An 11,760-nucleotide genomic window follows, 5' to 3' on the forward strand; every position below is an offset into this window, starting at 1 on the left:
GAGAATCTCGTTACCCTTGGAGGCGTGGAGATTCTGAAGACACTTCTCGAGGCCGACCCGTCCGTGCCTCGTTTGACCTGTTATGACGAAACTACCGGCGGTCGTACCGATTTGTCGGCCCAAACCCTGGACAACTGGGCCAGCAAGATCGCCAACATGCTGCACGATGAGTTCGACCTTGTCGCTGGAGATCAGGCGTGGATTGACCTGCCGCTGATTTGGCAGTCCGCCTGCATCATCCTCGGCTGTGAGCGCGCTGGTGTCACCGTTAGCGATGAAGAGCCGCTGGTTGTTTTCACCACTACCGCTAACGTCAGTTCATGGGAAGAGAAGTTCCCGGACGCCTATATCGCCGTGCTTACTGACGATTCCTTTGGCCGCGGTGTCGTGGAATGCGGTGATGATATTCCACCGGGAGTCATTGACTTCGGTCCGGAAGTTCGTTTCCACCCAGACGCGTATCTAGGCGCAGGCCCGGACTCCGGCCAAACCCCCGTTATTGGGGAGAATTCTGCTGCTAATCTGCTTTCGTCGGCTGGAGACTACGCGGATGAAATGCAGCTCACGCCCGGTTCTCGCATTGTTTCCGACGGCTGGCTGGAACCTGATTCTCCACAGGTCAGCGCGGATAAATGGGCACGTAATGTGCTGTCCGCTTGGGTTCGTGGAGGTGCTGCCGTCGTCGTGCGCGGTGGCGATAACGAGCGTGTCGCTGCTATTTCTACGGCCGAAAAAGCCCGTGTGATTTAATCACGTCCCCTCCGACGAGAGGCGCTTTCGGCAGTCGCGATAACCTGGAAACCGTGATTACCCGACCATATATTCTTGCGATTCTCGCCCTCATCAACGTCTTGGGCGCACTGGCTGTATGGGGTTTGAGCCCGTGGTGGTGGATTCTGATGGCCTTCATCCTCTTCCTGGATGTTGTGGCTATCTATGACATGCTTCAGCGGAAGCACTCCATCTTGCGGAACTTCCCGGTCATCGGCCATCTGCGCTACATGGGTGAGACCATTCGCCCTGAAATGCAGCAGTACTTCATCGAGCGAAATTTCGATGGCGCTCCGTTCGACCGCGATACTCGTACCGTGGTCTACGAGCGTGCGAAGGGGCTGTCCTCAAAGAAGTCCTTCGGTACTGAGCGAAAGATTAACGCGCCCGGTTACGAGTACGTCCGCCACTCGATGGCGCCGAGCCAACACGTCATCAAGGATCCGCGCGTAGATATCGGTGGCCCGGACTGCACCCAGCCGTACTCAGCGTCTATCTTCAACATCTCAGCCATGAGTTTCGGCTCTCTGTCTCCTAACGCTGTCATGGCAATGAATAAGGGCGCGAAGCTGGGCAACTTCGTACAGGACACTGGCGAGGGCGCTATCAGCCCTTACCACTTGAAGTATGGTGCCGACCTTTATTGGCAACTGGGGTCCGGTTACTTCGGTGCACGCACTGAGGATGGCGACTTCGACCCGGAGCTCTTCCGCGAAAAGGCTAAGACTCCGCAGGTCAAGGCAACCTATCTGAAAGTTAGCCAGGGTGCAAAGCCGGGACTCGGCGGCATGCTGCCAGGGCACAAGGTCAATGAAGAGATCGCGGCTACTCGCCACGTACCAGTTGGCAAGGGTGTGATGAGCCCGCCGTACCACCGCGTCTACTCCACCCCGCGTGAACTTGTTCGGTTTATGGGCACCATGCGCGAGCTCAACGGGGGCAAGCCGGTCGGTTTCAAGCTGTGTGTTGGCTCCCAGCTTGAGTTCCTCGCCGTGTGCAAGGCCATGCTGGAAGAGAACATCACCCCGGACTTCATCATCGTCGACGGCGCTGAAGGCGGCACCGGCGCTGCACCACTGGAATACTCCGACCGCGTTGGCCTACCGCTTACGGACGGCCTGATTCTCGTCCATAACGCGCTCGTAGGTGCCGGTCTGAGAGATCGCATTAAGCTCGGTGCGTCCGGCAAGGTCATTACTGGCTTCGACATTGTGAAGCGCATGTGCATCGGCGCTGACTTTGTGAACTCGGCTCGCGGCATGATGATGGCCACCGGCTGTATTCAATCTCAGCTATGTCACACAAACACCTGCCCGGTGGGTGTGGCTACCCAGGATTCGAGCTTGTGGAAGGCCCTCGATGTCGACGACAAGGGTCAGCGTGTGGCCAACTATCACAATGCCACGGTCGCGGAAGCAGCTAGCCTATTGGCATCGATGGGCCTGAATAGCTTCTCTGAGCTGGGGCCATCCCACCTGCTGCGCCGCACCAATGAGCAGGTCGGTGAGACCTACGCGGAGCTCTACAACTGGCTGCAGCCAGGCGAGCTGCTGAGCGGAACTCGCTTCCACAACTGGGCCGAAGCCTGGGAGACCGCCGACCCAGACACGTTCCACTACCCCGCAGTTCATATGCGCGGGTAGCGTGGGGGGGGCTGGCTGGACGCCCTACTCACCCATCAGCTTCTTGCGCAGGCGCTCGTCCTTTTCCAGGACTTCATCACGCATGTTGGCCTGGTAGTTCTCCATTGCCACAATGAGCTCCGGGTAACCAGCCGAGAGAATACGCACAGCCAGCAGGCCAGCGTTCTTAGCGCCTCCCACACCGACAGTTGCCACAGGAACGCCGCCTGGCATCTGAACAATCGACAGCAGGGAGTCGATGCCCTCCAGGTTCTCCAGCGGGCGTGGCACGCCGATAACCGGCAACGGAGTGGCAGACGCAACCATGCCCGGCAGGTGCGCAGCACCACCGGCGCCAGCGATAATGCAGCGCAAGCCTTTGTCAGCGGCAGACTTTGCGTAATCAATCATGCGTTCCGGGGTACGGTGCGCAGAGACCACGCCTACCTCAAACGGAATTCCGAACTCGGCCAGCACCTCAGCTGCCGGCTCCATGGTCGGCCAATCTGAGTCCGACCCCATAATCAGACCGACCAGCGGACCGGTTGCGTTGGCCAGTTTCGGGCTTGCCACCTGGTTTGCTTCAGCCAATGTTGTCTCCTTGAGATAGCAATCTAATTTTTAAAAGCGCTAGCTTTAATCGGCGCTAGCTTCATGCCGTGTAGCCGTCTGCCCATACTCCATCGACTACGTAACCAGCAGCTAGGTTGGCAATTCGACGGGTCTCGGCAATGCCCTCCGCGCTTGCGTCATAACCACACAGATTGACGTGACCCAGCTTACGTCCTGGGCGCCAATCCTTGCCGTACCAGTGAATCTTCACCGATGGGAAGCGGCGCCAAACCTCAGCAAAGCGCTGCGCAATCGGCACATCCGAGGCCTCATCACCACCGAGCGTATTGACCATCACCGTCACCGGCGCAGTCGGGCGAGTGGAACCCAGTGGCATGTCAGCAACTGCACGCAGGTGCTGCTCAAACTGGCTGGTCTCACAGCCGTCCTGCGACCAGTGGCCAGTGTTGTGCGGGCGCATCGCCAACTCGTTGACGTAGATCTCCGGATTGCCATCGGCATCGACGGTCTCGAACAGCTCAACTGCCAGCGCACCGGTTACTCCCAACTCGGAAGCGATGGTCACACTGAGTCTTTCGGCCGCGCTCGCAAGCTCGTCGGAAAGCCCCGGCGCCGGGCAGATTGCCTCAACACAGATGCCGTCACGCTGCACAGACTCGAGGACTGGCCAGGCCTTGACCTCACCCGACGGCGTGCGCGCACACATGGCCGACAGCTCGCGAACCAGCGCGACCTTCCGCTCGGCCATCAGAGGAACGTCCTTGCCCAACAGTTCGTCGACAAGCGTGCGCAGATCCTCGCGGTCCTTCGGGAACCACACGCCGTGACCGTCGTAGCCGCCACGGCGGGCCTTCAGGCAGACGGCGCCGTCAACGCGGTCGAAGAAGACCTCGGCATCCTGGACGGACTCGATAGCAGCGTAGGCAGGTACCGGAGCACCCAGTTCCTCCAGGCGCTGGCGCATCAGCAGCTTATCCTGCGCGTACAGCAACGCTGAAGGCTGAGGCTGAACCGAGTAGCCCATCTCGGTCAGCTTGTTGAGGAATTCGGTGGGAACGTGCTCATGGTCGAAGGTCACGGCCTGCGCACCAGCGACAGTGCGTTCAACGTCCTCCCAGACGTGGTAGTCGCCGATGATAACGTCCGCACACACCTGCGCTGCGGAAGAATCCGGCGAACCGGCAAGCAAACGGATGGACTGTCCCAGTTCAATGGCCTCAGTCTGCATCATGCGAGCCAGCTGACCGTCACCAATCACCGCCACAACCGGCACGCCATCAGCATGCGCGGGGTGCTGCGCAACAGTTAGCGCTGCAGCGGAATCAGAAGCGGAATTAGTGGAGTTTTCAGGGGTATCCGAAGCAATCACACCCCTGATTGTAGGTTATGACCCAAAATTCTAAGTCAACCGGGAGACCAACTTAGCCACCTTGCGGGAGCTGGGAATATCTTCCACAGCGAGCGGCGGGCCGAAGCTTCGCGTGTGCAGATACAACACTCCGCCTTTGCGATTGACCGCACGCACCGAACGCAGATCAATCGAGACCACCTGCGGACGTACAATGCCGCGGCGCAAAATAATCCGCCTATCAGTCAGCACAAACCGCTCCCCCAGCCAACTTAGTACCGGACGAACAACGCGCCAGAGAATAAGTCCCAGCCACGCAAACAGCAGCAGCTGACGCACACCCTGTAAATCTCCCGGAGCAATCGCAGGGCCGTCGATAAAGCCAATCAGCAACCAGCAGACGCCAGTGATAACCATGAGCTCCAAGAGCGGCCACACCAGCCGACCAAAAGTTGGATTGGTGTCCAGCAGAATTGCCTCGCGCGTGTCCAACTCATCATCGGGAAAGGCCATACAGCACTACCTCCGGTCCGAGTCAGTCTGCGGGGATGCATAGCCGCCATCAGTGGCACGAACATGGAACACGTCACCGGCCGCAACAAAGTGGCTCGTGCCAGCTTCGTCGGTGACAATCAATTCGCCGTCGGCACGCACACCAACCGCCTTGCCCACGAGCACGCGATCGCCTGGCAACTCCACGCGCACGTTCGAGCCGATGGTCGCGCACACCGCCTCGTAGTCCCGCAGCAACTCAGCATCGCCCTTTCGCCACTGTGCTTGACGACGTCCCAGCGCACGCAGCACACCAGCGGAGATGTCATCGCGGTCGAGGTTTTCCGCTCCCGCCAGGTATAGCGAAATGGCGTGTGGCACAGGCAACTCATCTTCCTGCAGGGAAACGTTGATGCCAATCCCCGGAATGAGCGCTGGTGGTGTCAGCGAAGCAGCCTCCACCAGAATTCCGCAGAGCTTACGACCGTCAACCAGGACATCGTTCGGCCACTTCAGGGATACGCGCTCAGGCACCAGACCCACGACCTCTACGACAGCATCGACGACTGCGAGACCTGCGACTAAGGGCAAGAGCCCCAGCTGCTCCGGTGCGAGCCCTTGCGGGCGCAGCAGTGTGCTGAGCGCAATGGATGCACCTTCCGGAGCTGTCCAACTACGGCTCAGCCGACCGCGACCTGCGGTCTGCTCCGAGGCGATGAGCGCACTGAGATCTGCCACCTGCCCCAGTGCCGCCTGTTTCCGAAGATCGGCATTGGTCGAACCAGTGGTTTCGACAACCTCAATGGAACTCCAGCCCGGCGCGGCTGCGCGCACACGCGCGGCATCGAGAGGCTTGCGGGAAGCAACAATTCGGGGGTCGGTCATGCACAGCAGTCTAGCGCTATGGCCGGATTCAGCGCGTCGAGGCCTTTCTCAAGGGGACGACAGCGTGAGAATCATCACAGCTCACCTGCTTTACTATTTTCCTTCTCAAACACTACATTCCATAACATGACTATTTCCTCACGTTTGGCGGCGGAGCAACACACCACCGCTTTTCTCAATGAAGACCTTCTACGCCGACGCACTGCTGCACTGACTCCGATGGGGTCGCGAGGCTACGACAAGCTCAAACTGACTGAGCGCATGAATGCCCGCGAGCGCATTGACTACCTGCTGGACGAAGGGTCTTTTGTCGAATTCGATGCGCTAGCACGCCACCGCACTACCGCATTTGGAATGGAAGCCAAACGTCCCGTGACGGACGGAATTATCACCGGTTGGGGAACCATAGACGGCCGCGAGGTCTGCATCTTTTCCCAGGACGGCACAATCTTCGGTGGTGCACTCGGAGAGGTCTACGGCGAAAAGATGGTCAAGATTCAGGACCTTGCCATCACTACCGGCCGTCCCCTTATTGGCATGTACGAAGGTGCCGGCGCCCGCATCCAAGATGGCGCAGTCTCACTGGATTTTATTGCCCAGACGTTCCACCACAACGTTCGTGCCAGCGGCGTCATTCCGCAGATTTCAGTCATTTTTGGTGCCTGCGCAGGTGGAAATGCCTACTCCCCAGCGCTGACGGACTTCGTTGTCATGGTGGAGGAAAACTCCCGCATGTTTGTCACCGGCCCTGACGTAATTGAAACAGTCACCGGCGAAAAAATCAGCCAGCACGAGCTTGGCGGCGCCGACACACATATGGAAGTCGCCGGAAACTCCCACTACACCGCCACTAGCGAACAAGATGGACTCGACTGGGTCTGCGATTTGCTCGACTACCTCCCCAACAACACAACCTCCCCCGCGCCCAGGTGGGACTCCGACGCCAGTGACGAAATCACCGACACCGACCGCACCCTTGACAGTCTCATTCCCGACAGCCCTTCCACGCCGTACGACGTGCATGAAGTCATCTACGCGCTTTGCGACGATGCGGAGTTCCTGGAAATCCAGGAAAACCGGGCAGCCAATGTCGTAATTGGCCTTGGCCGTCTCAACGGTCAATCCGTTGGGTTTGTCGCTAATCAGCCCATGGAATTTGCGGGCTGCCTAGATATCGATGCAGCGGAGAAGGCCGCGCGATTCGTCCGAACCTGCGATTGTTTCAACATTCCACTCGTCTTTCTCGTGGATGTACCAGGCTTTCTCCCCGGCTCGAATCAAGAACACCAGGGAATTCTGCGCCGTGGCGCTAAATTGCTCTATGCGTATGCAGAAGCAACCGTTCCTAAAATCACCGTCACCATGCGCAAAGCCTACGGCGGCGCGTATTGCGTGATGGGATCAAAGGGGCTCGGCGCGGATGTAAATCTGGCTTGGCCGACGGCACAGATCGCCGTGATGGGTGCCTCTGGCGCAGTACGCTTCCTCCATCGTGCCGAGATTCGAACCGCCACCGAAGCAGCTCTCGCAACAGACCCAGCGGCCGATAGATTTGGCACTCCCGAGAGTGTGAAAGAACTCATTGCTGAACTGGAAAAGGGATACGAGCAACACATGCTCACGCCTTATCGCGCCGCCGAACGGGGGTTAATTGATGAAGTCATCCTCCCCTCCGAGACACGAACTCGGGTGATAAAAAATCTGCGCCTTCTAACTTCAAAGAAAGTACCGTGGCCTGCGCGCAAGCACGGCAATATTCCACTGTAAGAGCAGGCTTTTTGCTGAACAACGAGCTAGTCATTACCCCTACTTTTGTTAACAGCGATTGCCCCCCAACTACCTCCCCCCGTTTTCGAAACGTAAACTAGTTGGCATGACGACTGCCGCAAATACATCAACCGGTGAAACCCCGGATTTGACCACTACTGCTGGAAAACTGGCCGATCTGCGAGCCCGTCTCGCAGAGACCCAGGCCCCAATGGGCCAGGCCGGTATTGACCGCGTCCACGACAAGGGCAAGATGACCGCTCGTGAGCGTATCGAGTTCCTCTTGGACGAAGGCTCGTTCGTGGAGGTTGACGCTCTCGCACGTCACCGCTCCAAGAACTTCGGCCTCGATGCCAAGCGCCCTGTCACTGATGGCGTTGTGACCGGTTACGGCACCATCGATGGCCGCCAGGTCTGTGTCTTCTCGCAGGACGGCGCCATCTTCGGTGGCGCGCTCGGTGAAGTCTACGGTGAAAAGATTGTCAAGATCATGGATCTGGCCATCAAGACCGGTGTCCCAATTATCGGCATCAACGAGGGTGCTGGTGCCCGCATCCAGGAGGGCGTTGTTTCCCTCGGCCTCTACTCCCAGATCTTCTTCCGGAACACCCAGGCATCGGGTGTTATCCCACAGATTTCCCTGATCATGGGTGCCTGCGCTGGTGGACACGTCTACTCCCCGGCTCTGACCGACTTCATTGTCATGGTCGATGGCACTTCCAAGATGTTCATCACCGGCCCGGACGTTATTAAGACCGTCACTGGCGAAGAGGTCACACAGGACGAGCTGGGTGGCGCTGGCACTCACATGAGCACCTCCGGTACTTCGCACTACACCGCTGCTGATGACGAAGACGCTCTGACATTCGTTCAGGAATTGGTCAGCTACCTGCCGTCCAACAACCGCGCTGAGGCTCCTCGCATGGAGGCTGAGCCGTTCGAGGGCTCCATCGCTGACAACATCACTGAGACTGACCTCGAGCTCGACACCCTGATTCCGGACTCCCCGAACCAGCCGTACGACATCAAGGACGTCATCACCCGCCTGGTCGACGACGAGGACTTCCTGGAGATTCAGGAGGACTACGCACAGAACGTGGTCATCGGCTTCGGTCGCGTGGAGGGGCGCTCGGTAGGTTTCGTTGCCAACCAGCCGATTCAGTTCGCTGGCTGCCTCGACATCAAGGCATCCGAGAAGGCGGCTCGCTTCGTCCGCACCTGTGACGCCTTCAACATTCCGATCATCATGCTGGTTGACGTTCCAGGCTTCCTGCCGGGCACCAACCAAGAGTTCGACGGCATCATCCGCCGTGGCGCCAAGCTGCTGTACGCGTACGCTGAGGCCACCGTTCCGAAGATTACCGTCATCACCCGTAAGGCTTACGGCGGAGCTTACTGTGTGATGGGCTCCAAGGACATGGGCGCTGACATCAACCTGGCATGGCCGACCGCTCAGATTGCGGTCATGGGTGCTTCCGGTGCTGTCGGCTTCATCTACCGCAAGGAGCTCAAGGCTGCTGCGGCCGAGGGCAAGGATGTCGTCGCACTGCAGAAGGAGTACGAGGCAGAGTACGAGGCCACCCTGGTCAACCCGTACATGGCTGCTGAGCGCGGCTTCATCGATGCCGTTATCCCGCCGAGCGAGACCCGCGGCCAGATCATTGAGGGTCTGCGTCTACTGGATCGCAAGGTTGTTAACGTACCCGCCAAGAAGCATGGGAACATTCCGCTGTGACCGATTCCAAAAACACCCCAGCAACCGAAGACAAGGACGCCGCTGCGGTCCCGGCTGCACCGTTCATGTCCATCCTCAAGGGCAACCCGTCTGACGCTGAAACTGCCACGCTCGCGCTTTTGTTCGCGGGTATGGCAGCAGCTGGCGGTGCCCCAGAGGACCGCGGCCCGCGTAACGACTGGGGCCGGCTGGAAGAGGGGTTCCACCAGCCGCACCAGCACGTACCGGGTACGTTCCGCAACGTCCATTTCTACTAGTACAGCTACCGTTTACCGCGTAGTCGTTACCGCATGCTAGCTGCGCCGATTCGCTAGCACGAAGCGCCATTATCGAGTTTTCTCGGTAGTGGCGCTTTGGTTTTTGTTACTGCCTTGGTCTTGGCCACTGCTTGTTACTGGCGCTGCTCCCCCAGCGACTCACTATCAAACTCATCATCGAGCTCCCGGTCCAGCCGGCGCTGATCACGGTTGCGAACTACCGGCCACACCACCTTGAACAGGAAATACACAAACGCCAGACCGATGGCAGCACCTACCACCGCGCCAGCCATGAATCCCCACGATTCCGATAGTGCCCCACCAGCCACGCATGTTTGTCACAAAAATTAGGCTTTACGATTCCGCCCTCACTAAAATCACTAACTATGAGCAGCCCCCGAATCGTCTTGGCTTCCACTTCCCCTTCGCGACTGCACATTCTGCGCTCTGCAGGCATCGAGCCCATCACAGTAGCGCCCAACGTCGACGAGGATGCCGTGATTACAGCCCTTCCGGACGCATCGCCGGTACGCATCGTCGAGGAACTCGCACAGGCCAAGGCACACGCTGTCTCTCCGGCCTACTCCAATGACATTGTCATTGGCGGGGATTCAATGCTGCTTCTCGACGGAAAGTTGCAGGGCAAGCCCCACACGGAAGAAAAGACCATTGAGCGCTGGCACCAACAGAGCGGCCGGACGGCTGAGCTGATTACTGGTCACTGTGTCGTGACGCCAAAGGGCGAGCACCTTGAGGTGGCGATTACTTCCCTCGACTTCGCTGAAGTCCCAGAAGAGGACATCCGTGCCTACGCTGCGACGGGCGAGCCACTGAAGTGCGCTGGCGCGTTTACCTTGGAAGCTCTAGGCGGCTGGTTTGTCGATGGCATCAATGGCGACTCATCCAGTGTGATCGGACTGTCGCTGCCTGTCGTGCGCCGAGCTCTGTATCGCTACGGCTATTCGGTCTCCCAGTTCTGGAATAGGTAAGCATCGCAAGGACGTCGTAAAGCAAAAACCGCACCAAATTGGTGCGGCTTTCTTAGCTGTGGAGACTACTTGTTAGCAGCCTCGACGCGCTTGATGGCCTCCTGAGCAACGAGCTCCTGGATACCCATATCCAGCTCGGAGGTGAAGCCAACACAGGAACAGTTGATCTCGCCGAGAACGTAAGTGTCCTCGCCGTCCTCGCCGTCTGCCAGCATGAAATCAGCTGTCCAGATCAGCGGGATATTGTCGCCACCGAGGTTCTCGGCAATGACCGGGCGAGCCTCAGCAAACATATCGATGAGGTCCTGCCATTCTTCCGGCTTGTTGTAGGTGTACTTCGCGCCAGAGAACAAGGTTGCGGAGAAAGCGTCGCCGCCCTCGGCCGGCTTCTTGTGAACCACGAAGACCGGGTGCGGACCGACCAGCAGAATGCGAATTTCGCCTTCGGTGATGCGCGGCATGAAGCGCATGTCCACGAGCATGCCGTTATCGCCGATGATGTACTGGTCACAGAAATCCATGAACTCGCCAAGCTCGCGAGTCTCGGTGTGGTTGTCCACGGCCTCGGTGCACTTCAGCTTGGTGTCCAGCGGCAGCGGGGTGCCCGGCTCAACGTTCTTAGCAACCTCTTCGTCAGCGATGCGCACACGCCAGATGCCGGACCCGGTGGAGCCACGGTTCTGCTTGAGGACGCGCTCGCCGTAGGACAGGGAGGTCGGGAAAGTGCTGTGGAATGCCTCGACGTCGTAGTAAGCAGCGGTGTCAGACGGAACCAGGTCAGTATCCTTGAGCTTGACCAGTGCGTCCTTTGCGCCGTAAGCCATCATCTCGCCCGGGGTGGACATACCGACCAAACCAGCGACCGAGAGGCTGGTCAGAAGCTCGAAGTAGCCCCTCTCACCACCCGGGATGTTGCCCGGGTTAACGCGGGAGATGTAGCCGTCGAAGTTCTGAGAGACGTAGTCGTACAGGTCGTCCTTCCACTCTGGTCGGTAGTAGACGACCTCAGCGGACCAACCGGCTTCGCGGATAGCGTTGACGATTGGCATGGTGTCCTTGCGGTGTCCGTCGAAGTACTTGTCCGAGCCGCCCTCGATCTCGAATACAACAATGTTCTTGTGCACAGGCACTCCTTTTAAGAAAATACATGGACTTCCGGCACTCAATTGTCTCCGTAACGCAGCGAATACCCAGGCAGATAGCCCATTTCAGCCCATTTTCCAGTGATACGAATCAACACAGTTTTTGCGCTAACTCTCAGCTAAATTTTAGGACACTACCTTGACTCCGAGCGCGCTGAAAACACTCCTTTTACCCCCAA

Annotated in this window: 12 protein-coding genes; 6 read left to right on the plus strand and 6 right to left on the minus strand. The window is 58.6% G+C overall.

What is annotated here, in order from left to right; all coding sequences use genetic code 11:
- The first annotated feature begins 24 nt into the window (after positions 1-24).
- Complete coding sequence (locus tag HMPREF3042_RS02430) at positions 25-750, plus strand: TIGR03089 family protein (protein ID WP_070855966.1); 726 nt, start codon at positions 25-27, stop codon at positions 748-750.
- Positions 751-803: 53 nt separating this feature from the next.
- Entirely contained in the window at positions 804-2,414 is a 1,611-nt protein-coding gene (locus HMPREF3042_RS02435; protein WP_070855967.1) for an FMN-binding glutamate synthase family protein, read from the plus strand.
- 24 nt (positions 2,415-2,438) lie between these two features.
- On the opposite strand, the gene purE is transcribed toward HMPREF3042_RS02435, so the two are convergent.
- The 4 genes from purE to HMPREF3042_RS02455 form a co-directional block, all read right to left on the minus strand.
- On the minus strand, positions 2,439-2,915 hold the full coding sequence (gene purE, locus HMPREF3042_RS02440; protein ID WP_070855979.1) for a 5-(carboxyamino)imidazole ribonucleotide mutase: 477 nt from the start codon (positions 2,913-2,915) through the stop codon (positions 2,439-2,441).
- A gap of 130 nt (positions 2,916-3,045) precedes the next feature.
- Positions 3,046-4,335, minus strand: a complete 1,290-nt coding sequence (locus HMPREF3042_RS02445) for a 5-(carboxyamino)imidazole ribonucleotide synthase (protein ID WP_083327405.1) — start codon at positions 4,333-4,335, stop codon at positions 3,046-3,048.
- Positions 4,336-4,365: 30 nt separating this feature from the next.
- Positions 4,366-4,827 carry a YdbT family protein gene (locus HMPREF3042_RS02450; protein ID WP_070851280.1) on the minus strand — a complete coding sequence of 154 codons (462 nt, stop codon included), beginning with the start codon at positions 4,825-4,827 and terminating at the stop codon, positions 4,366-4,368.
- Positions 4,828-4,833: 6 nt separating this feature from the next.
- On the minus strand, positions 4,834-5,691 hold the full coding sequence (locus HMPREF3042_RS02455) for a biotin--[acetyl-CoA-carboxylase] ligase (RefSeq protein ID WP_083327406.1): 858 nt from the start codon (positions 5,689-5,691) through the stop codon (positions 4,834-4,836).
- A 126-nt stretch (positions 5,692-5,817) separates the two neighbouring features.
- Here HMPREF3042_RS02455 and HMPREF3042_RS02460 point away from each other — a divergent pair, with 126 nt between their 5' ends.
- The 3 genes from HMPREF3042_RS02460 (at position 5,818) to HMPREF3042_RS02470 (ending at position 9,450) form a co-directional block, all read left to right on the plus strand.
- Positions 5,818-7,458: an acyl-CoA carboxylase subunit beta gene (locus HMPREF3042_RS02460; protein WP_070855968.1), complete on the plus strand. Its 1,641-nt coding sequence runs from the start codon at positions 5,818-5,820 to the stop codon at positions 7,456-7,458.
- 106 nt (positions 7,459-7,564) lie between these two features.
- The gene (locus HMPREF3042_RS02465) at positions 7,565-9,193 is read left to right on the plus strand and encodes an acyl-CoA carboxylase subunit beta (protein WP_049180914.1); all 1,629 of its coding nucleotides are present in this window, start codon (positions 7,565-7,567) and stop codon (positions 9,191-9,193) included.
- Complete coding sequence (locus tag HMPREF3042_RS02470; protein WP_070855969.1) at positions 9,190-9,450, plus strand: acyl-CoA carboxylase epsilon subunit; 261 nt, start codon at positions 9,190-9,192, stop codon at positions 9,448-9,450. Before HMPREF3042_RS02465 ends, HMPREF3042_RS02470 begins: the two co-directional genes overlap by 4 nt.
- Positions 9,451-9,584: 134 nt before the next feature.
- Here HMPREF3042_RS02470 and HMPREF3042_RS10900 read toward each other — a convergent pair whose 3' ends face one another.
- A complete protein-coding gene (locus tag HMPREF3042_RS10900) occupies positions 9,585-9,743 on the minus strand; it encodes a hypothetical protein (protein WP_210403424.1) in 159 nt (52 codons plus the stop codon).
- A 93-nt stretch (positions 9,744-9,836) separates the two neighbouring features.
- Here HMPREF3042_RS10900 and HMPREF3042_RS02475 point away from each other — a divergent pair, with 93 nt between their 5' ends.
- Complete coding sequence (locus HMPREF3042_RS02475) at positions 9,837-10,439, plus strand: Maf family protein (protein WP_049171323.1); 603 nt, start codon at positions 9,837-9,839, stop codon at positions 10,437-10,439.
- 65 nt (positions 10,440-10,504) lie between these two features.
- Here HMPREF3042_RS02475 and HMPREF3042_RS02480 read toward each other — a convergent pair whose 3' ends face one another.
- Complete coding sequence (locus HMPREF3042_RS02480; protein WP_049171326.1) at positions 10,505-11,563, minus strand: Cj0069 family protein; 1,059 nt, start codon at positions 11,561-11,563, stop codon at positions 10,505-10,507.
- Between the last annotated feature and the right edge of the window lie 197 nt (positions 11,564-11,760).

The sequence above is a fragment of the Corynebacterium sp. HMSC074C05 genome, from assembly GCF_001838325.1.
GTDB classification, from domain to species: Bacteria; Actinomycetota; Actinomycetes; order Mycobacteriales; family Mycobacteriaceae; genus Corynebacterium; species Corynebacterium amycolatum.

Bases quoted from the DNA above. Each gene is read 5' to 3' on its own strand.
- purE (WP_070855979.1), bottom strand. From the start codon at position 2,915: ATGGGGTCGGACTCAGATTGGCCGACCATGGAGCCGGCAGCTGAGGTG.
- HMPREF3042_RS10900 (WP_210403424.1), bottom strand. From the start codon at position 9,743: ATGGCTGGCGCGGTGGTAGGTGCTGCCATCGGTCTGGCGTTTGTGTAT.
- HMPREF3042_RS02475 (WP_049171323.1), top strand. From the start codon at position 9,837: ATGAGCAGCCCCCGAATCGTCTTGGCTTCCACTTCCCCTTCGCGACTG.
- HMPREF3042_RS02465 (WP_049180914.1), top strand. From the start codon at position 7,565: ATGACGACTGCCGCAAATACATCAACCGGTGAAACCCCGGATTTGACC.
- HMPREF3042_RS02450 (WP_070851280.1), bottom strand. From the start codon at position 4,827: ATGGCCTTTCCCGATGATGAGTTGGACACGCGCGAGGCAATTCTGCTG.
- HMPREF3042_RS02455 (WP_083327406.1), bottom strand. From the start codon at position 5,691: ATGACCGACCCCCGAATTGTTGCTTCCCGCAAGCCTCTCGATGCCGCG.
- HMPREF3042_RS02460 (WP_070855968.1), top strand. From the start codon at position 5,818: ATGACTATTTCCTCACGTTTGGCGGCGGAGCAACACACCACCGCTTTT.